At 68.8% G+C, this 26,486-nt stretch carries 24 protein-coding genes; 18 read left to right on the top strand and 6 right to left on the bottom strand.

Translation table 11 applies throughout. The features are described from left to right. The first annotated feature begins 50 nt into the window (after window positions 1-50). From ACFY1U_RS40750 to ACFY1U_RS40730, 5 genes are all read left to right on the top strand, one after another. Window positions 51-1,049: an ABC transporter permease gene (locus ACFY1U_RS40750; RefSeq protein ID WP_390699081.1), complete on the top strand. Its 999-nt coding sequence runs from the start codon at window positions 51-53 to the stop codon at window positions 1,047-1,049. Beyond that, window positions 1,046-2,143, top strand: a complete 1,098-nt coding sequence (locus ACFY1U_RS40745) for an ABC transporter ATP-binding protein (RefSeq protein WP_390699080.1) — start codon at window positions 1,046-1,048, stop codon at window positions 2,141-2,143. The genes ACFY1U_RS40750 and ACFY1U_RS40745 overlap by 4 nt, the downstream gene beginning before the upstream one ends. 23 nt (window positions 2,144-2,166) lie before the next feature. Continuing rightward, window positions 2,167-3,444: an ABC transporter ATP-binding protein gene (locus ACFY1U_RS40740; RefSeq protein WP_390699079.1), complete on the top strand. Its 1,278-nt coding sequence runs from the start codon at window positions 2,167-2,169 to the stop codon at window positions 3,442-3,444. A 293-nt stretch (window positions 3,445-3,737) separates the two neighbouring features. Continuing rightward, on the top strand, window positions 3,738-5,129 hold the full coding sequence (locus tag ACFY1U_RS40735) for a M1 family metallopeptidase (protein WP_390699078.1): 1,392 nt from the start codon (window positions 3,738-3,740) through the stop codon (window positions 5,127-5,129). 32 nt (window positions 5,130-5,161) lie between these two features. Next, window positions 5,162-5,818: a trimeric intracellular cation channel family protein gene (locus ACFY1U_RS40730; RefSeq protein ID WP_390699077.1), complete on the top strand. Its 657-nt coding sequence runs from the start codon at window positions 5,162-5,164 to the stop codon at window positions 5,816-5,818. Here the strand turns inward: ACFY1U_RS40730 and ACFY1U_RS40725 are convergent. Beyond that, window positions 5,727-6,950, bottom strand: a complete 1,224-nt coding sequence (locus tag ACFY1U_RS40725) for an alpha/beta hydrolase (protein ID WP_390699076.1) — start codon at window positions 6,948-6,950, stop codon at window positions 5,727-5,729. The genes ACFY1U_RS40730 and ACFY1U_RS40725 overlap by 92 nt on opposite strands. A gap of 164 nt (window positions 6,951-7,114) precedes the next feature. On the opposite strand from ACFY1U_RS40725, the gene ACFY1U_RS40720 reads away from it, so the two are divergent. Beyond that, window positions 7,115-7,975 (top strand): thioesterase family protein, encoded by an 861-nt coding sequence (locus ACFY1U_RS40720; protein WP_390699075.1) that lies wholly within the window; start codon window positions 7,115-7,117, stop codon window positions 7,973-7,975. A 121-nt stretch (window positions 7,976-8,096) separates the two neighbouring features. Here the strand turns inward: ACFY1U_RS40720 and ACFY1U_RS40715 are convergent, their stop codons facing one another. Further along, window positions 8,097-8,684 (bottom strand): TIGR03086 family metal-binding protein, encoded by a 588-nt coding sequence (locus tag ACFY1U_RS40715; RefSeq protein ID WP_390699074.1) that lies wholly within the window; start codon window positions 8,682-8,684, stop codon window positions 8,097-8,099. A 110-nt stretch (window positions 8,685-8,794) separates the two neighbouring features. On the opposite strand from ACFY1U_RS40715, the gene ACFY1U_RS40710 reads away from it, so the two are divergent. Next, complete coding sequence (locus ACFY1U_RS40710) at window positions 8,795-9,772, top strand: helix-turn-helix transcriptional regulator (RefSeq protein ID WP_390699073.1); 978 nt, start codon at window positions 8,795-8,797, stop codon at window positions 9,770-9,772. A 151-nt stretch (window positions 9,773-9,923) separates the two neighbouring features. Next, a complete protein-coding gene (locus tag ACFY1U_RS40705; RefSeq protein ID WP_390699072.1) occupies window positions 9,924-10,238 on the top strand; it encodes a hypothetical protein in 315 nt (104 codons plus the stop codon). A 71-nt stretch (window positions 10,239-10,309) separates the two neighbouring features. Here the strand turns inward: ACFY1U_RS40705 and ACFY1U_RS40700 are convergent, their stop codons facing one another. Then, window positions 10,310-10,936 carry a TetR family transcriptional regulator gene (locus tag ACFY1U_RS40700; protein ID WP_390699071.1) on the bottom strand — a complete coding sequence of 209 codons (627 nt, stop codon included), beginning with the start codon at window positions 10,934-10,936 and terminating at the stop codon, window positions 10,310-10,312. A gap of 146 nt (window positions 10,937-11,082) precedes the next feature. On the opposite strand from ACFY1U_RS40700, the gene ACFY1U_RS40695 reads away from it, so the two are divergent. From ACFY1U_RS40695 to ACFY1U_RS40685, 3 genes are all read left to right on the top strand, one after another. Beyond that, complete coding sequence (locus ACFY1U_RS40695) at window positions 11,083-11,244, top strand: hypothetical protein (RefSeq protein ID WP_181922309.1); 162 nt, start codon at window positions 11,083-11,085, stop codon at window positions 11,242-11,244. Window positions 11,245-11,302: 58 nt separating this feature from the next. After that, the gene (locus tag ACFY1U_RS40690) at window positions 11,303-11,587 is read left to right on the top strand and encodes a DUF4190 domain-containing protein (protein WP_390699070.1); all 285 of its coding nucleotides are present in this window, start codon (window positions 11,303-11,305) and stop codon (window positions 11,585-11,587) included. Window positions 11,588-11,704: 117 nt separating this feature from the next. After that, window positions 11,705-12,868 (top strand): cysteine desulfurase family protein, encoded by a 1,164-nt coding sequence (locus ACFY1U_RS40685; protein WP_390699069.1) that lies wholly within the window; start codon window positions 11,705-11,707, stop codon window positions 12,866-12,868. 18 nt (window positions 12,869-12,886) lie between these two features. Here ACFY1U_RS40685 and ACFY1U_RS40680 read toward each other — a convergent pair whose 3' ends face one another. Continuing rightward, on the bottom strand, window positions 12,887-13,546 hold the full coding sequence (locus tag ACFY1U_RS40680) for an N-acetylmuramoyl-L-alanine amidase (protein WP_390699068.1): 660 nt from the start codon (window positions 13,544-13,546) through the stop codon (window positions 12,887-12,889). Between the two features lie 60 nt (window positions 13,547-13,606). Between ACFY1U_RS40680 and mnmA the strand changes: the two genes are divergently transcribed. The 5 genes from mnmA (at window position 13,607) to ACFY1U_RS40655 (ending at window position 20,887) form a co-directional block, all read left to right on the top strand. Continuing rightward, window positions 13,607-14,737 (top strand): tRNA 2-thiouridine(34) synthase MnmA, encoded by a 1,131-nt coding sequence (mnmA, locus tag ACFY1U_RS40675; RefSeq protein WP_390699067.1) that lies wholly within the window; start codon window positions 13,607-13,609, stop codon window positions 14,735-14,737. Between the two features lie 150 nt (window positions 14,738-14,887). Next, window positions 14,888-16,168, top strand: coding sequence for an ATP/GTP-binding protein (locus ACFY1U_RS40670; protein ID WP_390699066.1), 1,281 nt, complete (start codon window positions 14,888-14,890; stop codon window positions 16,166-16,168). Next, window positions 16,165-16,953: an RloB family protein gene (locus ACFY1U_RS40665; protein WP_390699065.1), complete on the top strand. Its 789-nt coding sequence runs from the start codon at window positions 16,165-16,167 to the stop codon at window positions 16,951-16,953. The genes ACFY1U_RS40670 and ACFY1U_RS40665 overlap by 4 nt, the downstream gene beginning before the upstream one ends. 96 nt (window positions 16,954-17,049) lie before the next feature. Further along, entirely contained in the window at window positions 17,050-19,665 is a 2,616-nt protein-coding gene (locus ACFY1U_RS40660) for an N-6 DNA methylase (protein WP_390699064.1), read from the top strand. Beyond that, window positions 19,655-20,887: a restriction endonuclease subunit S gene (locus tag ACFY1U_RS40655; RefSeq protein WP_390699063.1), complete on the top strand. Its 1,233-nt coding sequence runs from the start codon at window positions 19,655-19,657 to the stop codon at window positions 20,885-20,887. The genes ACFY1U_RS40660 and ACFY1U_RS40655 overlap by 11 nt, the downstream gene beginning before the upstream one ends. A 16-nt stretch (window positions 20,888-20,903) precedes the next feature. Here ACFY1U_RS40655 and ACFY1U_RS40650 read toward each other — a convergent pair whose 3' ends face one another. Both ACFY1U_RS40650 and ACFY1U_RS40645 read right to left on the bottom strand, forming a co-directional pair. Then, entirely contained in the window at window positions 20,904-21,110 is a 207-nt protein-coding gene (locus ACFY1U_RS40650) for a DUF397 domain-containing protein (RefSeq protein WP_390699062.1), read from the bottom strand. 3 nt (window positions 21,111-21,113) lie between these two features. Next, window positions 21,114-21,968: a helix-turn-helix domain-containing protein gene (locus tag ACFY1U_RS40645; protein ID WP_390699133.1), complete on the bottom strand. Its 855-nt coding sequence runs from the start codon at window positions 21,966-21,968 to the stop codon at window positions 21,114-21,116. A 261-nt stretch (window positions 21,969-22,229) separates the two neighbouring features. Between ACFY1U_RS40645 and ACFY1U_RS40640 the strand changes: the two genes are divergently transcribed. Further along, a complete protein-coding gene (locus tag ACFY1U_RS40640; protein ID WP_390699061.1) occupies window positions 22,230-22,766 on the top strand; it encodes an ATP-binding protein in 537 nt (178 codons plus the stop codon). A 116-nt stretch (window positions 22,767-22,882) separates the two neighbouring features. Further along, window positions 22,883-26,470 (top strand): type I restriction endonuclease subunit R, encoded by a 3,588-nt coding sequence (locus tag ACFY1U_RS40635; RefSeq protein ID WP_390699060.1) that lies wholly within the window; start codon window positions 22,883-22,885, stop codon window positions 26,468-26,470. Window positions 26,471-26,486 lie beyond the last annotated feature (16 nt).

Below are 26,486 nucleotides of genomic sequence, written 5' to 3'. Positions count from 1 at the left end.
GGCCCCGGATGACCTCCGGCGGCCCGCGGGCCCGCGGCGGGCCGTTAGCTGTGCTCGCTTACCTCATCAGGCGGCTGTTCGCCGCCGCAGTGATGCTGGTGGTCACCATCCTGGTGGTCTTCTGCATCTTCTTCCTCGTCCCCAAGTGGGCGGGCGTGGACATCGCCACGAGCTTCGTGGGCAAGCAGGCCGACCCCGCGGCGGTGGAGGCGGTGCGGACGAAGCTGGGTCTGAGCGACCCGATCTTCGTCCAGGTCTGGCACTTCTTCAAGGGCATCTTCGTGGGCCGCACCTACGCGGCCGGCGGCGACATCACCCACTGCTCCGCGCCGTGCTTCGGCTACTCCTTCCGCAGCGAGCAGGCCGTCTGGCCGGTGATGACCGACCGCTTCCCGGTGACCCTGGGTCTCGCGCTCGGTGCCGCCGTCCTGTGGCTGGTCTTCGGTGTCGCGGCCGGTGTGCTCTCCGCGCTCAAGCGGGGCAGCCTGTGGGACCGCGGTGCCATGGTCGTCGCCCTCAGCGGTGTGTCCCTGCCGATCTACTTCACCGGCCTGCTGGCCTCCGCCATCTTCGTCTTCGGACTGAAATGGATGGACGGCAAGTACGTGCCGCTCAGCCAGAGCGTTTCCGGCTACCTCGGCGGCATGATCCTCCCCTGGATCACCCTCGCGTTCCTCTATGCGGCGATGTACGCCCGGATCACCCGTGCCACCATGCTGGAGATCCTCGGTGAGGACTACATCCGCACGGCCCGGGCGAAGGGCCTCAAGGAACAGGTCGTCATCGGCAAGCACGCCATGCGCTCCACGATGACGCCCATCCTGACCATGCTCGGCATGGACCTCGGCGCCCTCATCGGCGGCGCGATCCTGACCGAGACGACGTTCAGCCTGCCGGGCCTCGGCCAGGCGGTGCTGACCGCCATCAAGAACCAGGACCTGCCCATCATTCTGGGCGTCACCCTGATCACTTCTCTCGCGGTGCTTCTCGCCAACCTCGTGGTGGACGTCCTGTACGCCGTGATCGACCCCCGAGTGAGGCTCGCATGACGGAACTGAGCAAGAGCGGAGCGGCCGTGGGCGAACCCACGGTCACCTCGCCCGCCCCGACCTCCTTCCTGGAAGTGCGCGACCTGAAGGTGCACTTCCCGACCGACGACGGCCTGGTCAAGTCCGTCGACGGGCTCTCCTTCAAGCTGGAGAAGGGCAAGACCCTCGGCATCGTGGGCGAGTCGGGTTCCGGCAAGTCGGTGACCTCGCTCGGCATCATGGGTCTGCACACGGCCGGCCAGTACGGCAAGCGCAAGGCGCAGATCTCCGGCGAGATCTGGCTGGACGGCACCGAGCTGCTGACCGCGGACCCGGACGAGGTGCGCAAGCTGCGCGGCCGCCAGATGGCGATGATCTTCCAGGACCCGCTGTCCGCGCTGCACCCGTACTACACGATCGGCCAGCAGATCGTGGAGGCGTACCGCATCCACCACGACGTCGACAAGAAGACCGCGAAGAAGCGCGCGGTCGAGATGCTCGACCGGGTGGGCATCCCCCAGCCGGACAAGCGCGTCGACAGCTACCCGCACGAGTTCTCCGGCGGTATGCGCCAGCGCGCGATGATCGCGATGTCGCTGGTCAACAACCCCGAACTGCTCATCGCGGACGAGCCGACGACCGCCCTGGACGTGACCGTCCAGGCGCAGATCCTCGACCTGATCCGGGATCTGCAGAAGGAGTTCGGCTCCGCGGTCATCATCATCACCCACGACCTGGGCGTCGTCGCCGAACTCGCCGACGACATCCTGGTGATGTACGGCGGCCGCTGCGTCGAGCGCGGTCCGGCGGAGAAGGTGTTCTACGAGCCCCGGCACCCCTACACCTGGGGCCTGCTCGGCTCGATGCCGCGTCTGGACCGGGAGCAGCAGGAACGCCTGATCCCGGTCAAGGGCTCCCCGCCCTCCCTGATCAACGTCCCGTCCGGCTGCGCCTTCAACCCGCGCTGCCCGTACGCCGACATCCCGAAGGACAACGTCACCCGCACGGTCCGCCCCGAGCTGACCGAGGTCGGCGGCCAGCACTGGGCCGCCTGCCACATGACGCAGGAGCAGCGGGAGCGTATCTGGACCGAAGAGATTGCGCCGAAGCTGTGAGCGAGACCCCTAAGGACACAGCCGTGACCCTTCCCGCGCAGAGCGACGGCTCCACCCGCACCAAGGACGCCGCCCCCGGCGAGACCCTGCTGAAGGTGACCGGGCTCCAGAAGCACTTCCCGATCAAGAAGGGCCTGCTCCAGCGGCAGGTCGGGGCCGTGCACGCGGTCGACGGCATCGACTTCGAGGTCAGGGCCGGCGAAACCCTCGGCGTCGTGGGCGAGTCCGGCTGCGGCAAGTCGACGATGGGCCGGCTGATCACCAGGCTGCTCGAACCGACCGGCGGCAAGGTCGAGTTCGAGGGCAAGGACATCACGCACCTCGGTGTGAGCGGCATGCGTCCGCTGCGCCGCGACGTGCAGATGATCTTCCAGGACCCGTACTCCTCGCTGAACCCGCGCCACACCATCGGCACGATCGTCGGCGCCCCCTTCAAGCTGCAGGGCGTCGAGCCCGAGGGCGGCATCAAGAAGGAAGTGCAGCGGCTGCTGTCGGTGGTCGGTCTCAACCCCGAGCACTACAACCGCTATCCGCACGAGTTCTCCGGCGGTCAGCGCCAGCGCATCGGCATCGCCCGCGCGCTCGCCCTGAACCCGAAGCTGGTCGTGGCGGACGAGCCGGTCTCCGCGCTCGACGTGTCGATCCAGGCGCAGGTCGTCAACCTGCTCGACGACCTCCAGCAGGAGCTGGGCCTGACGTACGTGATCATCGCGCACGACCTCTCCGTCGTCCGGCACGTCTCGGACCGGATCGCGGTGATGTACCTCGGCAAGATCGTGGAGCTGGCCGACCGCGAGTCGCTGTACAAGGCGCCGATGCACCCGTACACCAAGGCGCTGATGTCGGCGGTGCCGATCCCGGACCCGCGGCGCAAGAACGCCAAGAGCGAGCGCATCCTGCTCAAGGGTGACGTGCCCTCGCCGATCTCCCCGCCGAGCGGCTGCCGGTTCCACACCCGGTGCTGGAAGGCGACGCAGATCTGCAAGACGACCGAGCCGAAGCTCGTCGAGCTCAAGCCCGGCCAGCAGGTCGCCTGCCACCACCCGGAGAACTTCGAGGACCAGGCCCCGCAGGACACCGTCCTGCTGACGGTCGCCAAGGAGGCGGCCGAGCTCGTCGCGGACGAGGTGCTCGCGGAGTCGGCGGAGACGTCGGCGGCGGTGGCGGCGGTGGTTGCGGCCGAGGATGCGGAGACTTCCGAGGCCACGGTTGAGGAGACCTCTGCCGACGAGGCCTCCGACGAGGCGGGCTCCACAGAGGCGGAAGCGGGCGGTCAGGAGACGACCGACGGGCAGAACTGACCACTTGGTGCCCTGGCCCCAGGCCGACAGGAAGAGCCCCCTGCCCTTGCCGGCAGGGGGCTCTTCCTGTCGGGCACCAGGTGTCCGCGGCCGGCGGAGGCCATCCGGGCCAACCCCGGACCAGCACCCGCCACGACACGGAAGGCTTCACCGTGAGCCGCATGACCCGGTCGATCAGGAGTCAACCGCCGTGTAGCACATGACGAGTTGGCAAAGTCATGTACATGTCGCCATAGGGGAATGCAGAGTCGGGCGTATCCGTCTGATCGGACCACGCACCGAAGGGGTTACGCATGGCACTCTCCAGGTCGGCACGCTTAGGGGCTGTCGCGACCGCGGCGGCCTCGTTCCTGGTCATCGCCGCTTCCTCCGCCCCCACCCCGGGCGCTCCCGGCATCGGCGACACCTACTTCCCCGACCTCGGCAACGGCGGCTTCGACGCCCGCCACTACGCCCTCGACGTGGCGTACAACCCGGACACCGACCGGCTCGACGGCCGTACGACGCTCACCGCCCGTGCCACCCAGACCCTCTCCTCCTTCGACCTCGACCTGCAGAAGCTGGAGGTCACCGGAGTCGAAGTGAACGGCAGACGCGCCGAGTTCACCCGGGACGGCGACGAACTGCGCATCACGCCGAAGGGGGTGCTCCCCAAGGGGCACACCTTCACGGTCACCGTCACCTACGGCGGCGTCCCCGAACCCCTCAACGGCCCCATCGTCTTCGGCTCCGACTACGGCTGGATGAAGACCCCCGACGGCGTCTTCGTCGCCTGCGAACCCAACGCCGCCTCCACCTGGTTCCCGTCCAGCGACCACCCCGACGACAAGGCCACGTACGACATCCGTATCAAGGCGCCCAAGGGCCTGACGGGCGTCTCCAACGGCCGCCTCGTCTCGACGTACGACAAGGACGGCTCGACGTACACCCACTGGCGCGAGTCGAAGCCCATGGCGACCTACCTCGCGACCGCCACCATCGGGAAATTCGACGTCAGGACCGGCACCACGCCGTCCGGGATCCCGATCTACGTCGCCATCGACCCGGTGCTCGCGAACAGCAACAACGTCGACGTGTACGCCGTCACCGCGTCGGCCACCGACTACTGGTCGCAGGTCTTCGGGCCGTATCCCTTCGAGGAGACCGGCGCGATCGTCGACGACATGCCCCAGGCCGGGTTCTCGCTGGAGGTGCAGAGCAAGCCGGCGTACTCGGCCGTGCGCAACGAGACGACGATCGTGCACGAGCTCGCCCACCAGTGGTTCGGCGACTCGGTCTCGGTGGAGCGCTGGAAGGACATCTGGCTCAACGAGGGCTTCGCCACCTACGCCCAGTGGCTGTGGGCCGAGCACCAGGGCACCCGCAGCGCCCACGACTCCTTCCTGGCCGCATACAACTCCCGGGCCGCCGACAACCCCTTCTGGCAGATCACCGTCGCCGACCCGCAGCGCGACACCATGTTCGCCTCCGCGGTCTACCAGCGAGGGGCGATGACCCTCCAGGCACTGCGTGAACGCATCGGCGACAAGGCGTTCTTCGAGCTGCTGCCGACCTGGACGAGGATCCACCGCTACGGCAACGCGAACACCGGGCAGTTCATCGATCTCGCGGAGAAGATCTCCGGGCAGAACCTCGACGACCTGTTCCAGAAGTGGATCTACACCACCGGCAAACCGGCCCTGTGAGGACCGTGCGGACCCCCGAGTAAGAATGTGGGGTGCTCCAGCAACTGTTCAGCCCCTCCGTCCAGCACACGCTCGACCTCGTCGGCATCTTCGTGTTCGCCATCTCCGGCGCGCTGCTGGCGGTCCGCAAGAACTTCGACGTCTTCGGCATCGCCGTGCTCGCCGAGGTCACCGCGCTGGGCGGAGGGTTGTTCCGGGACCTGATCATCGGGGCGGTGCCCCCGGCCGCCTTCACGGACCTGGGCTACTTCATCACCCCGCTCCTGGCCGCCCTCATGGTGATCTTCCTGCACCCGCATGTCGAGCGCATCCAGGTGGCCGTCAACGTTTTCGACGCGGCCGGCCTCGGCCTGTTCTGCGTCGCGGGGACGATCAAGGCGTACGAGTACGGGCTCGGCCTCACCCAGTCCGCGACCCTCGGCCTCGCCACCGCCGTCGGGGGCGGTGTCCTCAGGGACGTCCTCGCCAACGAGGTGCCGTCACTGCTGCGCTGGGACCGCGATCTCTACGCGGTCCCAGCGATCGTCGGCTCCACCATGGCCGTCCTGTGCATCCGCTACGACGCCCTGACCCCCTTCACCAGCGGACTCGCGGTCGTCACCGCCTTCGTGTTGCGCCTGCTCGCGATGAAGTACCACTGGCGAGCGCCGCGTGCGTGGAACCGTCGGTCGACGGTACGGGAGGAGTAGTCCTCCCGTACCGCGCGTGGTGCTGGCCCATCTCCACGGTGAGCCAGCGGAACGACGGGACGACCTGCGGCCGCCACAGCGCCATGGTGTGGCCGCCCGCGCTCTTCGGGATGAAGACGACATGCACGGTCGTCGGCGCCTTCGCGATCTGTTCCAGGCCCACGCCGGCCTCGTAGCCGTCGCGCGGCTGGCCGGAGACGTACAGCGCGATCCGGGGCGGGGTGGGCGACTTCTTCAGCAGCAGGAAGGGGTTGTTCTCGGCCCGGACCGTCGGGTTCTGCGCGGCGAGCGAGTTGCGTTCGCCGATCGGGTCGTTGTAGCCGGACATGCTGATCGCGGCCATGTAGCGGTTCGGGTGCGCGACGGCCAGCTTGACCGCGCAGTGCGCCCCGGCCGAGTACCCGGCGACCGCCCAGCCCTTGGGGGCCGGCTGGGCGCGGAAGTTGTCCATGACCATCTTCGGCACGTCGATGCTGAGCCAGCTGTCGGCGTTGACCTGGCCCGGGATGTTGGCGCAGCCCGTGTCCACGCCGGCCAGCAGGTTGGTGCGCGGGGCGACCAGGATGAACGGCGCGACCTGGCCGCTGCGCATCAGCGGGGCCAGCTGCTGGGTCACCTTCATCGACCCGAACCACGCCTTCGCCGAGCCCGGGTAGCCGGGCAGCAGCTCGACCACGGGGAACTTGTGGTTGCGGTAGCCGGCCTCGTCGTACTGCGGCGGCAGCCACACATAGACCTCGGCGTTCACGCCGGAGACACGGCCCTTGAGCTCGGTCTGGCGTACGCCTCGCATGCCCGGGCCGGTGGCCGGGGTGAAGTCCTGCTTCACCTTGGGCAACCGTTTCAGCGCTATTCCGCCGGTGCCGTCGGCGCCCAGGTTGGCCGCCTGCTGCACATGGTTGCCCGTGCCGAGCAGGTCGGCCCAGTTGTCGTAGAGGTTGTTCGCGTTGTTGATGAAGACGAAGACCAGCGCGACCGCCGTCCCCTGGGCGAAGAGCAGCATCAACATCCGGGCCGCCATGCGCAGGGCTTTTGGCCCGCGCATCCGCGTCCACAGGACGAGCGGCAGTATCAGGGCGATCGCGAACAGCACGATCAGCGTGTAGAGGAACGGAGTCCCGGTGAGGCTCATGTCCCCATAGAGGGGGAGAGGCGCCTCGGGGTTGAGGACGAGTGCGGACACTTACCAAGAAATTGCCGGAACCTCACCCGGGAGGGCGGCGGCCGAACGAATGTGTCATGTGCCCGTAACGCAGAAAGCTACCGCTTAGTAGTTTCTCGTTGTACGGTTCAGGCATGCCAGAAGCAGCTTCCGCGCAGGCCGCCAGGGCCGCCATCGGTGACAGCGAGTTCGACCGGGACACCGCGCTCGTCCCGCGCGCACCCGGCGTGTACGACATCGACCTCTCCGCCGGCTGGACCATCATCACCGCCGTCAACGGCGGCTATCTGCTGGCCGTCCTGGGCCGCGCCCTCGCGGACGCCCTGCCGCACGCCGACCCGTTCACCATCTCGGCGCACTACCTGACGGCGTCCCAGCCGGGGCCGGCGGTCGTCCGCACCGACGTCGTACGCACCGGCCGCACCCTGTCGACCGGCCAGGCCTCGCTCTTCCAGTACGACGACCAGGGCCGCGAGGTGGAACGCATCCGTGTCCTCGCCTCCTACGGCGACCTGGACGCACTGCCGGACGACGTGCGGACGACGGCCGTCCCGCCGGCGTTCCCGCCCATGGACCAGTGCTTCGGTCCTCAAGACGGCCCCGCCCCTGTCTCCGGCAGCTCGGCGATCGCCGACCGCCTGATGATCAAGATCGACCCGGCCACCCTCGGCTGGGCGGTCGGCGCGCCGTCCGGCAAGGGCGAGATGCGCGCCTGGTTCGGCCTGGCGGACGGCCGGGACGCCGACCCGCTCTCCCTCCTCCTGGCGGTGGACGCGCTCCCGCCCACCGCCTTCGAGCTCGGCCTGAAGGGCTGGGTGCCCACGGTGGAGCTCACGGTCCATGTCCGCTCCCGCCCGGCCCCCGGCCCCCTCCGCGTCTCGATCACCACCCGCAACCTGGCCGGCGGCTTCCTGGAGGAGGACGCGGAGGTCTGGGACAGCAGCGACCGCCTGGTGGCCCAGTCCCGCCAACTGGCCCGGGTCAGACTCGGCTGAGCGAGGCGCGCCGCGGGTTGCGTGGGGGACGGGGCGGGGCCGTACCTGGGGGCTGCCGCCCCCAGACCCCCGCTTTCGGCCTGAACGGCCTCGTCCTCAAACGCCGGACGGGCTGAAAGACTCAGGCTCGGCTGAGCGGTGCTCGTCCGAGCCAGGCTGCCAACTGCCGGTAGGTGTCCGCTCCTTCAGGGGCCGGCAGGACGTCGGCGAAGGGGGTCTGTTCGTCGCGCTGCGGGTCGGGCAGGACGCGGCGGGCGGTGGCGAGCGCGAACGCGGCCAGGTCCGGGTCGAGGTCCAGGGGGTGGCCGAGGGACTCGGAGAGGTCCCAGGTGTGGGTCACCAGTTCCATGACGTAGCCCGACAGGGCCGCGCGGCCCGGGACCTCGCCCCAGGGGACGCGCACCGGGGCGTCCATGCGGTCGTCGCCCGCCCAGGCCCTGAGGACCCGGGTGCGGACCTCGTCGTACTCGGCCGTCCAGTCGTCGTCGGCCACACCGTCCGCGAACGGGTGCACCGCGAGCCCGTCGCCGCCCTCGCCGACCACCGCGATGCGCAGGGTGCCGCCGACGATGTGACCGAGCAGGGTCCGCACGTCGAACTCGGTGCACGGGGTCGGGCCGGTCAGCTGCTCGGGACGGACCGTCTTGATGAGAGCCGCCGCCTGCTCGGTGGCGCGGGTGTACACGGGGCGGGGGTCGATGGCGTTCATGGCGTTCACGGGACCTCTCTCTGAAGGGCTTGGGTAAGAGAGTCGCCGCATAACCTGACAGTTTCCGTCAACATTTGCCGGAGACCTTCGCGTGGCGCGATTCTGGTGCCGTGAAGTCCGACCGACTGCTCTCGATCCTGCTGCTCCTGCAGACCCGCGGCCGCGTCCCCGCGCACGAACTCGCCGACCGCCTGGAGGTGTCGGTGCGGACCATCTACCGGGACGTCGAGGCCCTGTCCGCCTCCGGTGTCCCGGTCTACGCCGAGCGCGGGCGGCACGGCGGCATCGAGCTGCTCGCAGGGTTCCGTACGGACGTCACAGGGCTGACCGCCGACGAGTCCCGCGCCCTGTTCATCCTCGCCGCGCAGGGCGCGCACGCCGCGCTCGGCCTGGACGCGGCGCTCGGCTCGGCGCTGCGCAAGGTGATGGCCGCGCTGCCGGCGCCGTACCGCCCCGCCGCCGAGGTGACCTCCCGTCGCATCCTCGTCGACGCCACGCGCTGGAAGGGCGGTCCGCAACCCGCCGTCGACCTGGACACCCTGCAGGACGCCGTCTTCGCCGACCGGCGGCTGCGACTGCGCTACCGGCACAGCGGGGCGCAGGAGGCGCGGACCTACACCGTCGACCCTTACGGGCTCGTGTCGAAGGCGGGCATCTGGTACCTCGTCGCCGACCGGCGCGCGAAACCGCAGCTCTTCCGCGCCGACCGGGTGCGGTCCGCCACCGTCCTGGACGACGGGGTGAAGCGGCGGCCGGGCGTCGAACTCGCCGATGTCTGGGAGGTGCTGCGCCGCCAGGTCGAGGAGCGGCCCGGCGGGCTCGACGTCACCGTCCGCGTCCGCCGCGACCGCCTCGACATGTTCCTGCGCCTGCATGCCGCGCAGCTCGCCGAGCTCCCCGACGACGACGGCGAGGGCGAGTGGGTGACCGCGCGGCTCTCGTACGGCGTCGTCGGCCAGGCGCGCCAGCTGCTGCAGTTCGCCGACCACGTGGAGGTCCTCGCGCCGCCCGAGGTACGTGCGGAGCTGGCCTCCGCGGCCGCTTCTGTCACGGACCTGTACCAGCGAGTAGGCCAGAGCGGTTTGTGACGCCGCAGGTCAGTGCGGTTTCTTGAGGTCCGCTTGACCTGAGTCACAGGCCGGGGACAGACCGCCCCCAAGGTAGCCCTAAGCGCCGTTGATTGAGTTCCCGCACTCGAGGATCCCTCATCTCCTCTCATCTTCCTTGGAGTTGTTTCTCATGAAGCGTGTGCGTCTCGTCTCCGCAGCGGCTCTGCTGGCGCTCTCGCCTCTGGTCCTGGCGGCCTGCGGCTCGGGCGACTCGTCGTCGACCTCGGACAGCGGCACCTCCGGGCAGCAGCAGGCCTGTCGGGCGCCGGCCGGCAACGGATCCGGACGCCCGAGCGGTGCCCCCTCGGGCGCGCCCACGGGCAACGCCACCGCCAGGCCCTCCGGCGCCCCCTCGGGCAGGCCCGGCTGCGGACGCGGCCAGGGCGGCCCCGGCGGCGGTGCCGCACCCAGCGGTGCCCCCACCGCGCGGGCCACGAAGAACTGACCTCGGACGCCGTACGGCGAAGGGGCGGCACTCCCGGTGAACGGGGGGGCCGCCCCTGCGTGCTGCCCGGCTCAGTCGAGCCAGTGGTGCCGCCCGATGCTGATCAACCGCATCTGACGGGTCGCCACCTGCGCCACGTGCTCCCGGTCCTCCTTGGTGCCCTCCAGGGCCTCCAGGAACAGCGAGGCGGTGATCAGCATCTGGTCCACGTACAGATGGGCCAGCATGAGGAGGTCGTCGTCGCTCCAGCCCTCGGACTCCGGGTCCTTGGCGAGCTCGCCCTTCACCTCCTCGGCGAACCGGGCCAGTTGGTCCCGGATGGCCTCCCGCACCGGCTGGACCCCGCCGTGCCGCTCGCGGGCGATAAAACGGACATGGGCGGGGTACCCGGCCACATGGCCGGCGATCAACTCGATGGCGCGCGCTATGCGTTCCTCGCTGGTGTCGGCCGCGGACACCGTCGTCCGGATCATCGGGTGGAGGCTGCCCAGCGCCTCCTCGACCAGGGCTGTGCCGAGATCCGCGATGGAGCGGAAGTGGCGGTAGAAGGCGGTCGGGGCGACGCCGACGGCGCGCGTGACCTCGCGCAGGCCCAGACTGCTCAGGCTCTGCTCCTCCAGCAGGCCGAGCGCCGCGTCCAGGAGCGCCTGACGGGTCTTCTGTTTCTGGGCCTGCCGAATGCCGAGGGTGTGACTCATGTCATCCAGTTAACAACTGTTCTCCGGATTTGGAAAGCCGTCCGACGCGCTAGACTCTCTAGTCAGTGAACAAGTGTTACTACAACCGTTCACCGAAACTTAACCAGAGGCGCCCTCCCGGGGCGCACGGAGGGGGATCGAATCCCATGCTGTTCCTCGTCGCCGCACTCATGCTGCTCGGCGTCGTCCTGGGCACCGTGGCCCACGCGCCGCTGACCGTCACCGCGCTCGTGGCCGTCGGCATCGCCGTCTGGCTCGGCATCTTCGCCGCCCGCGAGCGCCACAGCCGCCGCACTTCGGCCAACTGACCGCCGAGTCGACCGCCCGACCCGCCGTCCGACTTTCCGCTTCCTGGAGCTGAGCACGATGCAACTCACCGCCCCGGCCGCCGGCCGCACCGACACCACCACCCGCAAGCCCGCCCGCGACGCCGACGGCATGGCCGTCGCGTCCTTCATCCTCGGCCTTCTCGGCCTCCTCGTGCTGAACATCTTCCTCGGCCCCGTCGCCATCGTCCTGGCCGCCGTCGCCCTCTGGCGCGGCACCGCCCGCCGCGGTCGCGCATACCTGGGTATGGCCCTGGGCGTGGCCGACCTGGCGGTCCTGGTGATCGCCATGCAGCTGTCCAACACGGTTTCGTGGAGCCTGTGAGCCCGAGGCGCACCATGACGAACGGCCGACCTCCCCGAGGACGACGGGGCCCGGTCGCCGAACAGCACGGCCTTGACGTACGGCCGACGACAGGGGCCCCGTAGAATCGGCCCCACCATGGCTTACCTCGACCACGCCGCGACCACCCCGATGCTCCCCGAGGCAGTCGAGGCGATGACCGCCCAGCTGAGCGTCACGGGCAACGCCTCCTCCCTCCATGCCTCCGGCCGGCAGGCCCGCCGTACCGTCGAGGAGGCCCGCGAGAGTCTTGCGGAAGCGCTCGGCGCCCGCCCCAGCGAGGTCGTTCTCACCTCCGGCGGCACCGAGGCCGACAACCTCGCCGTGAAGGGCCTGTACTGGTCCCGCCGCGACGCCGACCCGGCCCGCACCCGCGTCCTCGCCAGCCCCGTCGAGCACCACGCCGTCCTCGACGCCGTGCACTGGCTCGGCGAACACGAGGGCGCCACCGTCGAGTACCTCCCGGTCGACCCGTACGGACGGGTCCACCCCGAGGCGCTGCGCGAGGCCATTGCCCGCAACCCCGACGACGTGGCCCTGGCCACCGTGATGTGGGCGAACAACGAGATCGGCACGGTCATGCCGGTCCGTGAACTCGCCGATGTGGCACGGGAGTTCGGTATCCCGCTGCACGCCGACGCGGTCCAGGCCTTCGGTCAGGTCCCGGTCGACTTCGCCGCCTCGGGACTCGCCGCGATGACGGTCTCCGGGCACAAGATCGGTGGTCCGTACGGCATCGGCGCGCTGGTCCTCGGCCGTGAGTACACCCCCGTGCCGGTCCTGCACGGCGGCGGCCAGGAGCGCCATGTCCGCTCCGGCACCCTGGACGTCCCCGCCGTCGCCTCCTTCGCGGTGGCCGGACGCCTCGCCGCCGAGCAGCGCGAGTGGTTCGAGCGGGAGATCGGCGCGCTGCGCGACAGCCTGGTCGAGGCGGTCCGTACGGCGGTGCCGGACGCGATCCTGGGCGGGGACCCGGTGGACCGCCTCCCGGCCAACGCCCACTTCACCTTCCCGGGCTGCGAGGGCGACTCCCTGCTGCTGCTCCTCGACGCGCAGGGCATCGAGTGCTCCACCGGCTCCGCCTGCACCGCGGGCGTCGCCCAGCCCAGCCACGTGCTGCTGGCCACCGGCACCGACCCCGACCTGGCCCGCGGCACCCTGCGCTTCTCCCTCGGCCACACCTCCACGGAGGCGGACGTCGAGGCCCTGGCGAAGGCGATCGGCCCGGCGGTCGAGCGGGCTCGGGCCGCCGGCCTCACCTGAGCAGCGCCGCCAGCTCTTCTACGACTTCGGTGTCTTCGCCGACCGCACGAGTCCCATGTACCGGTCCCAGTCCCAGTACCGCCCCGGATCGGTGTGGTCCGTCCCCGGCACCTCCACATGCCCGATGATGTGCTCCCGGTCGACGGGTATGCCGTACCGCCGGCAGATCGCCGCGGTCAGCCGCGCCGAGGAGGCGTACATCGCGTCCGTGAAGGACGATCTGTCCTCCACGAAGCCCTCGTGCTCGATGCCGACACTGCGTTCGTTGTACTCGCGGTTGCCCGTGTGGAACGCCACGTCCAGCTCGCGGATCATCTGTGTGACATGCCCGTCCTTGCGGACTATGTAGTGGGCCGCGGCCTTGTGGTCCGGGTCCTGGAAGGCCTTGACCGCGCTCGCGAAGCCGCCCTGGGTGACATGGATGACCACCCGGTCCACCGAGTAGTCGTCCGGCCGGTCGGCCCGCCGGTAGTTCGCCGGGGAGGCCGCCACCCACTGCGCACCCCGGAAGTCGACCGCACCCGGTGTGCGCGGCTTCTCCACCCCCGGCAGCCGCCACCACAGGTGCGACAGCTCCGCACGCGCCAGCACCGCCGTGCCGACCGCGGCCGCCGCCCCGCCCACCAGCAGAGCGCGGCGCCCGATCCGCCGGTCCGAGTCGCTCCTGCTCGCCCCCATGTGATCACCAACGGATACGCGTGGGCTCCGGTTCCCGCTTCCCCGTACTCTTGAAGGGCTATGACTGACACCTCGCAGCGCCCCCGCCCCCTTCGCGTACTCGCCGCCATGTCCGGCGGAGTGGACTCCGCCGTCGCCGCCGCCCGCGCCGCGGAGGCCGGCCACGACGTGACCGGCGTCCACCTCGCGCTCTCCGCGAACCCGCAATCGTTCCGCACGGGCGCGCGTGGCTGTTGCACCATCGAGGACTCGCGCGACGCCCGCCGCGCCGCGGACGTCATCGGCATCCCGTTCTACGTCTGGGACCTCGCCGACCGCTTCCGCGAGGACGTGGTCGAGGACTTCATCGCCGAGTACGAGGCCGGCCGTACCCCGAACCCGTGTCTGCGCTGCAACGAGAAGATCAAGTTCGCGGCCCTGCTGGACAAGGCCCTCGCGCTCGGCTTCGACGCCGTCTGCACCGGCCACTACGCCCAGGTGATCGTGAACGAGGACGGCACCCGCGAGCTGCACCGCGCCTCCGACATGGCCAAGGACCAGTCGTACGTCCTCGGTGTCCTGGACGAGAAGCAGCTGGCGCACGCCCTCTTCCCGCTCGGCGACACGGTGACGACCAAGGACGAGATCCGCGCCGAGGCCGAGCGCCGCGGTCTCGCGGTCGCCAGGAAGCCCGACTCGCACGACATCTGCTTCATCGCCGACGGCGACACCCAGGGGTTCCTCGCCCATCGGCTGGGGAAGGCGGAGGGCGACATCGTCGACGAGTCCGGCGCCAAGCTGGGCACCCACGAGGGCGCGTACGGCTTCACCATCGGCCAGCGCAAGGGCCTGCGCATCGGCACCCCCGCACCCGACGGCAAGCCGCGCTACGTCCTGGACATCTCGCCGGTGAACAACACGGTGACGGTCGGCCCGGCCGACGCCCTGGACGTGACCGCCCTGACCGCGATCAAGCCCCGCTGGTGCGGCACCGCCCCCTCCGGTCCCGGCAGCTACACGGCCCAGCTGCGTGCCCACGGCGGCGAGACCGAGGTCACCGCCGAACTGGTGGACGGCACCCTGGAGGTGTCCTTCGCGGAGCCCGTCCGCGGTGTCGCCCCCGGCCAGGCGATCGTGCTGTACGACGGCACGCGCGTGGTGGGCTCGGCGACGATCGCGACGACCACGCGGCGGACGACCGCATCTGTATGAGCCGTCCTGTAGTGGGAGTGGTCAACGCGCGCTGACGTCCTCTGGCCACACACGGTTATCCGTCATAAGCTGGCTCGTGCAGGTTACCCGTACGTATAGGCGTGAAGCGACAGGCCTGCGTGACGTTCATGAGCCGGGAGGAGGCCCGCTGTGCTGCTCAGCTTCCGTGTGGCCAACCATCGGTCGATCAAGGACGAGGTCGAACTGTCGCTGGTCGCGACGGAGTTGGACGGGCGATTCGCCCGCAAGGCCGGTGTTCGGTCGCAGGGCAGGGAACTGAAGATCCTTCCGGTGGTCGGGGTCTTCGGCGCCAACGCCTCGGGCAAGTCGAACTTGCTCAAGGCCATGCACTTCATGCACAAAGCCGTCCGTGAGTCCTTCGCCGAGTGGAGCAAGAACCCAGGCGTGCCCAGGGAACCGTTCGCGCTCGATGCCGAGGGGAGACAGGAGACCAGCCTCTTCGAGGTGGAGCTGTTGCTTCCGACGGGTGGTGAACGAGTGCGCTACACGTACGGCTTCGAGCTGTCCGACGAGCGAGTGGAGGCCGAGTGGCTGCACGCTTACCCCAGCGGGCGCCGTCAGGTTTGGTTCGACCGTGATGCAAGCCGTTCCACCGCGGATGGCGGAGAGATCACGTTTCCCGGGCGTGGGCTGCGCGGTGCCAAAGAAGCGTTTGTGGAGTTCACCCGGCCGAACTCCTTGTTCCTGACGGTGGCCGCAGCCATGAACCATCCGCAGCTGTCCGCGATCCACCGGTGGTTCCAGGACAACATGTGGCTCGTCATTCCGGGCGAGGACGTGGAGGAACGCACCCACTGGACTCGCGAGCTGATCAGCGAGGCAGACGACGCTCTGAGGGACCGCTTCGTCACACTGTTGCGATCGGCCGACCTCGGCATCACGGATCTGACCGCTGACCCCGAGACAGGTGATCCGGTACTTCTGCATCACGCACCCGGAGACCGAGACCAACCCCTCGACTTCTGGACCCAGGAGTCACTGGGAACACACGCTTGGTTCGCATTCCTTGGTCCTTTGGTCCAGGTCTTGAAGAGAGGCGGCACGCTCCTCGTCGACGAGCTCGACTCCAGCCTCCATCCGCTCCTCGCGGCCGAGGTCGTACGGATCTTCCAGGACCGGGACGCCAATCCGCGCACCGCACAACTTGTCTTCACCACGCACGACGCCACGCTGCTCGGACCGACAGTCGCCGAGCGGCCCCTGGACCGCGACCAGGTGTGGATCACGCTGAAGCGCCGTACCGGGGAGACGGAGCTCTACCCTCTCACCGCTGCCCGCAAGGTCCGCAACGACGAGAATCTCGTGCGCCGATATCTCCAGGGCGGTTACGGCGGCGTACCCCGCCTCACCAACGGAGAAGTGGCACGCCAGCTTGCCCTGCTGGAAGAGGGACTGAAGGCCACGGCGTGAGCAAGAGAAGACAGCGGTCGACCGGAGGCGCGGTCCGCCGTACTCCGTCCTCCTACCGCGACCCCTCTGAGCGCGTGGTCTACATCGCCACGGAGGGACCCAAGACCGAGCAGGACTACGTCATCCTCCTCAACCAGGTCTACGGCCGTAAGAAGGGCTTCAGGCTGCACTTCTGCCCGCACCCCGACCGCAACGGACTGCGGCCGAAGGAGGTCGTCGAAACGGTCATCGAGGCCGCCCGGGGCAGCGACGCCGAGATGTGGGCCCTCTTCGACCGGGACTCCGGCGACAAGACCCCGCATGACATTCGGGACGCTATGCGGCTCGCCGCCGAGAAGGGCGTGCAGGTCGCCCTGTCGCATCCGTCTTTCGAACTGTGGTTGCTGCTCCACTTCCAGCAGCACAGCAGCCCCGAGGGTGGACTGAACGCCACGGTCATCGACAGACTGCGTCGCCACCCCGACGCCGATGGCTTCGCCGGCTACGACACCCAGTCCGGCGACCGCGGCAAGGGCCTCGGCGGCGCGCGCGGTCAGGCACTCCTGGGCCGAGAGGAGATCGCTGTACGCAACGCGCGCAGCCTGGTCAGGCAGTGTCTGCACCCTCACGGCGGCTGCTCCGCCCGCGACCTCACGGTCGGACGCATCCCGGCGGAAGGGGAGTCGTACGAGGACTGGACTAGGCGCACGGGGCACGCACCCGGCTGTGATCCGGCAGAGCGTGACCCATCAGCCGATGTATGGCGGTTGCTGGTCAGTCTCGGCATCGTGACGGTCAAAGCCTGATACCCGGACGAAGAGTTTCCGCCAGGCTCACCTTCCCCACTAGGCTGTCTTGGTTCCCCCGATCACGACGCCGTACGTACGAAGGACTGGCTTACCTTGGCCCGTATCACCCTGCCCCAGCTGGAGCGGCACCTCTTCTCCGCCGCCGACATCCTGCGTGGCCGGATGGACGCTTCGGAGTACCGGGACTTCATCTTCGGGATGCTCTTCCTCAAGCGGGCCTCGGACGAGTTCGAGCCGGAGTGGAGGCGGGTCTACCAGGAAACGTGGGACAGGAAGAAGGACGAGACGGAGGCTCTGAGACGGGCCGACGACCCGGACAAGTACCCTCGGGTCTTTTACGTCCCGCCACGTGCCCGCTGGTGGAAGGGTCCGCACATCGACCCGAGGACCCCCGACGATCCCGCACCGGGTGTCTCTGCCCTCACGGAAAAGGTCGGGGAAGGCCTCGACCAAGCGCTCGCGGCGATCCAGGAGAGCAACGACAAGCTTGCCGGTATCGCGAGCCACATCAGCTTCAACGAGGTCATCGGGACGAAACCCCGCTTCACCAACCGGGAACTGCGCACCCTCATCCGGCACTTCAGCCTCTACCGTCTGCGCAACGAGGACTTCGAGTTTCCCGACATGCTGGGCGCGGCCTACGAGTACCTGCTCGCCCGGTTCGCGGACAGCGCCGGCCAGCGCGGCGGTGAGTTCTACACTCCCCGCGAGGTTGTCCGCATGATGGTGCGTCTGGTAGATCCGAAGCCGGGAGACAGCGTCTACGACCCCTGCGCGGGCTCCGGCGGCATGCTGATCGCCGCACACGAGTACGTCGAGGAGAGCGGCGGCGGCCCGGACGACCTGTCGGTCAACGGCCAGGACAAGAGCGGTTCGTCCTGGGCCATGGCCAGCATGAACATGGTGCTGCACGGCATCCGCGAGTTCGATCTCCAGCACGGGGACACCCTCACCGAACCCCTGCACCTCACCGGGGGTGAACGGCTGCGCACCTTCACCAAAGTCCTCTCGAACCCCCCCTTCTCCCTGAACTACGACGCCGAACTCGTCGAGAAGGCCGATGAGGACCACGGCCGACGCATGCACTGGGGATACGCCCCCGAGAGCGGCAAAAAGGCCGACCTCATGTTCGTCCAGCACATGGTCTCGGTGCTTGAGGAGAACAGGGATGCCGTGGCCGCCACGGTCATGCCGCACGGCGTCCTCTTCCGGGCGGGCAAGGAACGCGACATCCGCGTCCGCCTCCTGGAGGACGACTGCATCGAGGCCGTCATCGGCCTCGGTCCCAACCTCTTCTATGGCACGGGCATCCCCGGCTGCATTCTCGTGCTGCGCAGACCGGGCCGCAAAGCCCCGAAGCGTGCCGGGCAGGTCCTCTTCATCAACGCAGACCGCGACTTCCGCGCCGCCCGCAACCAGAACGAGCTGGGGGAGGAACATGCGGAAAAACTCGTCGCCGTCTACCGTGAGTGGCGCGAGGAGCCCGGCTACTCCGCCCTCGTCGGCGTCGATGCTCTGCTCGCAGCCGACGCCAACCTCAACATCCGCCGTTGGGTGGACAACTCACCTCCGCCGGAACCCCAGGATGTACGGGCCCACCTGTACGGCGGCGTGCCGGTGGCGGAGATCGAGCCGAAGACGGGCACCTTCCGTGCGTACGGGGTGGAGGTCACCGACCTCTTCGCCCGCCGGGACCACGACCCCGAGTACGTCGACTTCCTCCCCGAGGGTCCGGAGGCGACAGCGGCACGCATCACGACTCTTACGGCGCCGAAGGAAGCGCGGGTCCGGGAGGCCTTTGACGAGTGGTGGAGTCAGCAGGAACCCCACATCACGGCCCTGATCGGGAACCCCAAGCTGCTGCGGCTGCGCGCCCGCTTGGTGCAGGGTTTCACCGAGGCGCAGCGGGGCGTCGGCGTGCTGAAAGACCATGACGCGGCGGGCATCGTCGCCGACTGGTGGATGGCCGTACGGTACGACCTCAAGGCCCTGGCCGCCGGAGGGTACGACCGGGTCCTCGACGGCTGGGTCGACTCCGTCGAGAACATGGTCGACCCGGTCCTGCCGGACGACGACGAGGACGATGACGCGGGCAACGGCGGCACCGGCCGCAAGAAGGGCCGTACGAAGCCGTCGGTGACGGCCACGGACCGGCGCCGGGCACTGGATGAACCGGTGGTTCGGGCGCTGATCCCGGATTTCCTGGCCGAAGTGGTTCGCGCGGATGCCGAACTGGCGCGTGCGGACACGGCGTTGAAGGAGACGCAGGCAGAACTGGCGGGGCTGCAGGCGCCGGTGGGCACTGCCGGTGACGAGGATGACCCAGATGACGCGGCAGCGACGGAGGATCACGACCCGGCCGAGATCGAGCGCCTGGAGAAGAAGGTGGCTCGCCTGCGCAAGGACCGCACGGCTGCCTCCCGCCGCCGTGCGGCTCTCGATGACCGCTTCATGAAAGACCTCAAGGCGGCGGCGGAACTGGTCAAGGCGGAGGAGGGCGGCGCGCGGCGGGTGACCCTGGAGGTCCTCGCCGCCGGCCTGTCCGGCCGCCTGGACGCCGTAGTGGCGGCAGGGCGCCGCGAGCTGGCCGCTGTGATCAGGGGCTGGGCTGCGAAGTACGAGGTCTCGCTGGAGGACCTGGAGGGGGAGAGCGAGGCGGCTGCGGGGGATCTGGGGGGCTGGCTTAAGGAGTTGGGGTATGCGCGGTGACGATGCTCTGCCTGCGCGCTTGATGGAAGCCACGCGTCCCTTGGAGGAGGTCGCAGACTCCATTGGTGCTGGCATCACTCTGGGACCGAACAGAGCACCAAGGGAGAATCCCGCGGGATATCTGCGTGTCGCGAATGTTCAGCGGGGTTGGATTGACTCATCCGATGTCGCGCAGCTTGAGGCGTACTCCCGAGATCGGGACCGGTACGCTTTGGCTGTCCAAGATATTTTGATGGTGGAGGGACATGCTAGCCCTGACCAGATTGGCCGATGTGCCATGGTCTCATCGAGGGAAGGCGGACTTCTCTACCAGAACCACCTGTTTCGCATCCGCTTTTCCAAAGTCGCGCCTGAGTTTGGGCTGATTTGGCTGAACTCTCGCTATATGCAGTCCTATTGGAGGAATCGATGCGCTACTAGTTCGGGTCTCTACACGATCAATTCCGCGATGCTGCGTCAGGTGCCTGTGCCGCTACTGCCCGAGGCGGAGCAGCACCGAATCGTCGCCGCCCATGCCGCGTTCGAGCGGCGGATCGTCAGGCTTGAGTGGATGCTTTCCAAGCTCGGTGTCGCCGAGCAGGCCCTGTCCGCCGAAGCGCTGGCGCTGAAACCGCACTGGGAACGTGTCACCGTAGAGTCGATCGCAGAGGTCGCCGCTGGTGTCACTCTCGGCGCCGAGCTGGTTGGCGAGGGGACCCTGGAGCTACCGTATCTGCGCGTGGCCAATGTCCTGGACGGACGCATCGACACCCAAGATGTGAAGTCCGTACGCATTCTTGGCACGCAGCTTGAGCGCTTCGCCTTGCGGAAGGGAGATCTCCTGCTGACCGAGGGCGGAGACCTGGACAAACTTGGTCGTGGGGCAGTTTGGGACGGTCGTATTGAGCCCTGTCTGCACCAGAACCATGTTTTCCGCGTGCGCTGTGGCAGCAGAATGGACCCTGGCTTCCTGGCTCTGTACACGGGTTCTGCCGAGGGGCGGGCGTACTTTCAGCGCGTAGGCAAGCAGACGACCAACCTCGCGTCGATCAACTCGACCCAAGTGAAAGCCATGGTCGTTCCGGTTCCGCCCATCGAGGAGCAGCGGCGGAACCTCGAACCGATCCGTGCTGTGCGGTCGCGGTGTCGCGCGCTGGAACGGCAGATCTCCAAGCTCCGGACCATCCAACAGGCCGTCGTAGAAGATCTGCTCGCCGGGCGGGTCCGAGCCTCGGCCGCCTGATCTTGGGGGTGGCGGGTCACGAGGGCCGGGGGCCTGGCGGCCCCGCCTTGACGTTGCGTATCAGTGAGGCAAAGGCGTTCGGGCTGAATTCCAGAACCTGAGCGGGCTTCTTGCTGTCTCGTACGGCTACGGCGTTCTCGACGGCGGCGACCTCCACACAGTTGTTGCCCCCTTCGTCCGAGTACGACGACTTGACCCAGCGCAGGCCGGACACGTGTGTCACCCCTCAGAGTTCCTTCATGACGGTACGGATGAGGTCTCGCGACTTGGTGGGAGTCAACGCCACCTTTTCGACCAAGTCCAGTCGAGTGCGGAAGTTGGCCAGTTGGGTGGGGGAGTCGAGGAAGACGGCACCGGTCGGGGAGTCCAGCTGGACTGTGTCCAGGTGAGGGTTTGGGGCCTCTACGTAGAGGACGGACGAGTCGCCGAGCAGTGGGAAGCCACCGGCTCCGAACGGGATGATTCGCAGCACGACGTTCGGACGGTCGCTCGCCTCAACGAGGTGCCGGAGCTGGGCGCGGGTGACCGTCCGGCCACCGATCTCCATCCGGATGGCGGCTTCGTGGATCACTCCGATGTAGGGAACTGGATTGTCTCCGGACACCACGCGTTGACGGGCCAGTCTGTGGGCGACGCGGAGTTCGACCTCCAGCCTCGGAAGTGGCGGAGTCGCGAGGTCGAAGATGGCGCGTGCGTGGTCTTCGGTGTGGAACAGCCCGGGCAGGTGGGCGATTTGGACTGTGCGGAGCCGCACCGCGTAGTCCTCCAGGGCCGACACATCCAAGAAACCCGGCGGAATCTTGCCTCGGTACTCATCCCACCAACCTGACCTGCGACCACCCGTCAACGCTGCCAGAGTGTCGATCAAGGCGGTGTCGTCGCACTCGTAGATGCTGGCGAGTCGACGGAGCCGTTCCTCGCTGATACCGAACCGCCCCGCCTCCACGTTGGAGATGACCGTGCGGTCCGTGTCGAGGTGCTCGGCCGCCGCGGGAACAGACATGCCGGCTGCCTCACGCAACCGCTTGAGTTCGGTGCCGAAGCGGCGTTGCAGGATCGTGGGGGACTGTCGTGGCGCCATGGAATCTCCTTGCTCGGGCACAGTGTGCCGACTCATCTCGTTGCGGTCCACTGGAGGTGAATGAATAACTCTTTTGTGTAACCGAGTAGCACCGTTATGAGTTTTGTCTCTACCTTGTGATGCGTGCCAGTCGCCTCACCTCGGCCGCCGAAGCGCACCGCACCCACCCGGCGCGGCGAAGCCACCGCGAACAGTCGGCGTGAACACCCGATGTCACAAGGCCAGTTGACCCGCCACGAACGCGCACCCAGGAGGTGCCACGTGAGTACATATCAGAGCCCGGACCCGTCTCTCCTCCTCTCCTGCCTCGACCCCCTGTCGGGTCATCCGCATCCCTCGCCCTTGCCCTTCGCCGCTCCCTGGCACTACGAGCTGCACTTCCCCCACGACCCCCGAGGACCCGGTGTCGTCCGCGTCGCCCTCCGGGCGGTCCTCCGTGTGCACGGACTCGGTGAATTCATCGACCGGGCCGAGGTGTTGACCTGCGAGCTGGCCACTAACTCCGTACGGCACACCGAAGGCCCCGCGTCCGTGCGGATGCAGTGGCTGCATCCCGTGCTGCGGGTCAGCGTGTACGACACGTGCCCTGATCTGCCGCTGGCTCCGGGAACCGGACCCGCTGCGACCGCCCCGCACGCGGAAGCCGGGCGCGGGCTGCTGATTCTCGACGCGCTCGCCGACCGCTGGGGCGGCTGTGCGATCGGCCCGGGGCCGTGGGGTGACGAGGGCGGCAAGTCGATCTGGTTCGAGCTGCGCCTTGGGGAGCCGGAGCCTACGCCGTCCGCGCTCGCCGCCTGAACGAGGGGACGAGGCTGTCGGTCCGCGGCGCCACTGTCGGTCCCTGTCACTAGACTCGCTCCTACCCCTGTTTTCGCAAGGGGTGTTCGGAGTGACGACGGGCGGGGAGCGGGAGCATGTCGCAGCCGGAGTACGAGCTGGTCGAGAGGCCGTTGATCGACCAGCTCGTCGCCATGGGGTGGACGCACCTTGAGGGCGCCCCGCCCGGCTCGCCGGCCACCAGTCCCGCCGACTCCGGTCGCGCCTCGTACGGCGATGTCGTGTACGAGCGGCGGTTCTTCGATGCTGTATCCCGCCTCAATCCGGGCCCGGACGGCGAACCCTGGCTATCCGCCGAGCAGTTGGGGCACATCCTCGACCGGCTCATGGGGCGCGGCCAGGGACAGGACCCGCACGCGTCCCGTGGCGTCGCCGGGAATCTCGAAGTGACCCGGATGCTCCGGGAAGGTGTCAACGCCCGTACGCTGCCCGGCTGGCGGAAGGGGCAGCCCGAGCACGTTCGTCTCGTCGACTGGGAGCAGCCCGCCCGCGAGGATGAGGGCGGCCCGTGCAGAAACGATCTGCTGGTGGTCTCGCAGTTCCGTGTCGAGCGTGATGGTCTACGGCGTGCCACACCGGATCTCGTTCTCTTCGTCAACGGTCTGCCCTGGGCCGTCGTCGAGTGCAAGGTGTCCGTCAGCGCGGGCCCCGAAAGCCGGGTCGCCCTGGATGCCGCCATCGGCCAGGTCGTGCGGTACGCGGGCGCGGACGCGCCGGAAGCGATCCCTGAGTTCACGCGGTTCGCCCAGCTCCTTGTGGCGACCGACGGTGCGCACGCCGAGTTGGGCACCGTCACCTCCGAGCCCGTCGGCTTCACCGCCTGGTGGACATACGAACCGGCCACCGAGCAGACCGTCCGTGGGGAACTGGTCGCGGCCGAGGCGCGGCAGTTGACCGCCCAGGAGACCCTCGTCGCGGGAGCCCTGCGCCCCGCGCATCTCCTGACCCTCGTACGGGACTTCACCACCCAGGCCGGGCGCGGTCCCCGTACCGTCAAGGTCGTCGGCCGCTACCAGCAGTTCCGCGCCGTGCACCGGATCGCCGCCGCCCTGCGGGCGCGGCAGGAGGCGCATGCGGCCGGGAAGGACACCGATCACCGCGGCGGCGTCACCTGGCACACCCAGGGTTCCGGCAAGAGCCTCACCATGGCGTTCCTGGTGCGCTATCTGCGTAGCACGCCGGGACTGGCCGGGCACAAGGTTGTCGTTGTCACCGACCGGCGCGACCTCGAGAAACAGATCCGCCGCAGCCTCGCCGCCGCCGACGAACGGATTTACCGGTCGCGCAGCGTGCGGCAGGCCCGCCGTTTCCTCGCAGTCGACGTCCCCGACGTCGTCCTGGTCATGCTGCAGAAGGCGCGCCGCGACGACACCGCGTACGACGGGCGCGAGGAGTTCCTCGCTGACGGGCCCAGTGACGGGGGTTCCGACCACGTCCACAATCATGTGGCGAACGGCGGGCACGACATCGTCGTCCTGGTCGACGAAGCCCACCGCGGCCAGTACGCCTGGCAGCACGCCCGGCTACGCGCCATGCTGCCGAACGCGGTGATGCTCGGCTTCACCGGCACCCCTCTGATCACCCAGGTCCGCAAGACGACAGAGGACGTCTTCGGCCCCTTCCTCGACACCTACACGCTGCGCGACGCCGAACGGGACCGTGCCGTCGTCCCCGTGATGTACGCGGCCGAGAGTGTGCCGATGGAAGTGCTCGACAAGGCCAGGCTCGACGCCGGGTTCGACGAGCGCATCCCCGTCGACCACGCCAAGCGCCTCCGGGTGCTGAGGAGGTTCGGGCAGCGCAGGGAGATCCTGGAGGCCGCGTCCGTCATCGAGGCCAAGGCCGAGCACATGATGTGGCACTGGGCCACCACCGCCATGCGGGACGGTTTCGGCGCCCAGGTCGTCGCGGTGTCCCGGCGGGCGGCTGTCAGCTATCAGCGGGAGCTGACCGCCGCCCGGGACCGGCTCGTCAGCCGCATCGACACCCTCGGCGACGTACGGTACGACCCGGAGGCCGAGGAGCGGGAGACGGACCCCGAACAGCGCGAGCTGATCCGGCTCGCCAACTACCGTGACCTGCTCGCCCGCGTCGAGATCGCCGCGGTGATCTCCGCGAACCGGCAGAAGGACGACGTCAGTTGGAGGCGCTGGACGGACAAGAGCCGCCAGGACGATCACATCGAGCGCTTCAAGAAGGGCGTGCCGGCGCGTGAACCGGGGCTGGGACAGCCCTGGGGCACCGGCATGCGGCGTTCCGGGCGGCGCCGGGCGACGAACGGCGGCGGAGCTTGGAACTACAACTCTCGGCACACCACTGGACGGGCGCGTCCGGGCGCCGCGGGGAGCGGCGCGCCTGTCGCCTTCGTCGTCGTCAACTCCATGCTGCTCACTGGCTTCGATGCCCCGCCCGAGCAGGTGCTCTACTTGGACCGGATGCTGGCGGGTGCCGGACTGCTCCAGGGCATCGCCCGTACCAATAGGCCTTACCCGGTCAAGGAGTTCGGTCTGGTCGTGGACTACGTCGGGGTGGGCCCCGAACTCGCGCGCTCCCTGGCCGCTTACGAGGAGGCCCATCTACGCGCCGTCTTCGGTTACCAGGACATCTCCCTCGACCACCTGGACCCGGAACACACTGGACCCCAGCCCACCCGCGACCGCCTGTGGCTCCAGGCGGACGCGGCAGCGGATGCGCTGCTCGCCGACCGGCACCAGAGCCTCACCGCGTTCCTCGCCGTGCTCGGTACCACCGAGCCCGGTGACGAGAGGCAGCGTGAGGACCTGCTGGCCAGGCTTGCGGACCCGCTGCTGCGAGGTCAGTTCGACGAACGGGTCCGTTCCTTCCTCACCGCTCTGAGCGCCGTCCTGCCGAGGCCGAACGCCCTGCGGTACGAGGCCTTCGCGTGCGATGTGGGCGTCGTCCAGTACCTCGTTCGCGCCCGCCACCTCGATGACCGCGACGAGTTCAGCCCGCGGCGGTACGGAGCCAAGGTGCGCGACCTCATCGCCCGGCACATCACCATCTCGGGCATCGAGGAACGGGTGCCGCCCGTACAGCTCACCGCCGCCGACTTCCTGGAACGCGTCCTGTCGAACCCGGATCCCCGCGCCCGGGTGTCGTACCTGAGCAGCCGTCTGCGGACCCACATCACCGCCCGCCTGAACGCCGATCGTGCCCGCTACGAGAGGTTCAGCGAGCGGCTCGAAGAGGTCATCCGGCGCATGGAGGAGGACTTCGAGCAGGCCGCAGCCTCGCTGGAGAGCCTGGCGCGCGACGTGCGCGAGGCGGAGAGCGAGCGGGCGACCGGGGAGGGAGGCCTCGACCCGTGGACCGAGCAGCCCATTCACGGCCTGCTGTGCCGTGACTACGAGGAGGCCGACGGGTCGGCGGTGCCGGAGTCGGTGGACAGGGTCAAGGCCGCGCGGGACATCGCGGCTTGTGTGGCCGTCCTCGTCAAGTCCCCGAACTTCCAGCGGCTTCCCGAGGCGAGAAACCGGGTGCGCAAGCACCTGCGCAACTTCTTGGAGGACGAGGTACACGTTGACTGGGAGGTGACGGGTCCCTTGGCCAACCTGCTCCTGGAGCTGGCCGTCGAGCGTCACGAGGACTTCCTGCGTTACGGACGGCGGGGTGAGGGCTGGACTCCCCATGATGGTGCCGCCTGAGGGATGCTGCCGGTGG

Origin of the sequence: Streptomyces sp. NPDC001351 (assembly GCF_042896045.1) — a bacterium.
In the GTDB taxonomy this organism is placed as follows: Bacteria; Actinomycetota; Actinomycetes; order Streptomycetales; family Streptomycetaceae; genus Streptomyces.
The sequence above is the reverse complement of the archived record's forward strand: the minus strand, read 5'-3'. Positions and strand labels throughout refer to the sequence as shown.

What these genes read in the sequence shown, in the direction of transcription:
- mnmA (WP_390699067.1), top strand. Translation starts at nt 13,607, where the DNA reads ATGACTGACACCTCGCAGCGCCCCCGCCCCCTTCGCGTACTCGCCGCC.
- ACFY1U_RS40720 (WP_390699075.1), top strand. Translation starts at nt 7,115, where the DNA reads ATGCCAGAAGCAGCTTCCGCGCAGGCCGCCAGGGCCGCCATCGGTGAC.
- ACFY1U_RS40705 (WP_390699072.1), top strand. Translation starts at nt 9,924, where the DNA reads ATGAAGCGTGTGCGTCTCGTCTCCGCAGCGGCTCTGCTGGCGCTCTCG.
- ACFY1U_RS40745 (WP_390699080.1), top strand. Translation starts at nt 1,046, where the DNA reads ATGACGGAACTGAGCAAGAGCGGAGCGGCCGTGGGCGAACCCACGGTC.
- ACFY1U_RS40680 (WP_390699068.1), bottom strand. Translation starts at nt 13,546, where the DNA reads ATGGGGGCGAGCAGGAGCGACTCGGACCGGCGGATCGGGCGCCGCGCT.
- ACFY1U_RS40700 (WP_390699071.1), bottom strand. Translation starts at nt 10,936, where the DNA reads ATGAGTCACACCCTCGGCATTCGGCAGGCCCAGAAACAGAAGACCCGT.
- ACFY1U_RS40685 (WP_390699069.1), top strand. Translation starts at nt 11,705, where the DNA reads ATGGCTTACCTCGACCACGCCGCGACCACCCCGATGCTCCCCGAGGCA.
- ACFY1U_RS40695 (WP_181922309.1), top strand. Translation starts at nt 11,083, where the DNA reads ATGCTGTTCCTCGTCGCCGCACTCATGCTGCTCGGCGTCGTCCTGGGC.
- ACFY1U_RS40655 (WP_390699063.1), top strand. Translation starts at nt 19,655, where the DNA reads ATGCGCGGTGACGATGCTCTGCCTGCGCGCTTGATGGAAGCCACGCGT.
- ACFY1U_RS40715 (WP_390699074.1), bottom strand. Translation starts at nt 8,684, where the DNA reads ATGAACGCCATCGACCCCCGCCCCGTGTACACCCGCGCCACCGAGCAG.
- ACFY1U_RS40645 (WP_390699133.1), bottom strand. Translation starts at nt 21,968, where the DNA reads ATGGCGCCACGACAGTCCCCCACGATCCTGCAACGCCGCTTCGGCACC.
- ACFY1U_RS40690 (WP_390699070.1), top strand. Translation starts at nt 11,303, where the DNA reads ATGCAACTCACCGCCCCGGCCGCCGGCCGCACCGACACCACCACCCGC.
- ACFY1U_RS40725 (WP_390699076.1), bottom strand. Translation starts at nt 6,950, where the DNA reads ATGAGCCTCACCGGGACTCCGTTCCTCTACACGCTGATCGTGCTGTTC.
- ACFY1U_RS40635 (WP_390699060.1), top strand. Translation starts at nt 22,883, where the DNA reads ATGTCGCAGCCGGAGTACGAGCTGGTCGAGAGGCCGTTGATCGACCAG.
- ACFY1U_RS40735 (WP_390699078.1), top strand. Translation starts at nt 3,738, where the DNA reads ATGGCACTCTCCAGGTCGGCACGCTTAGGGGCTGTCGCGACCGCGGCG.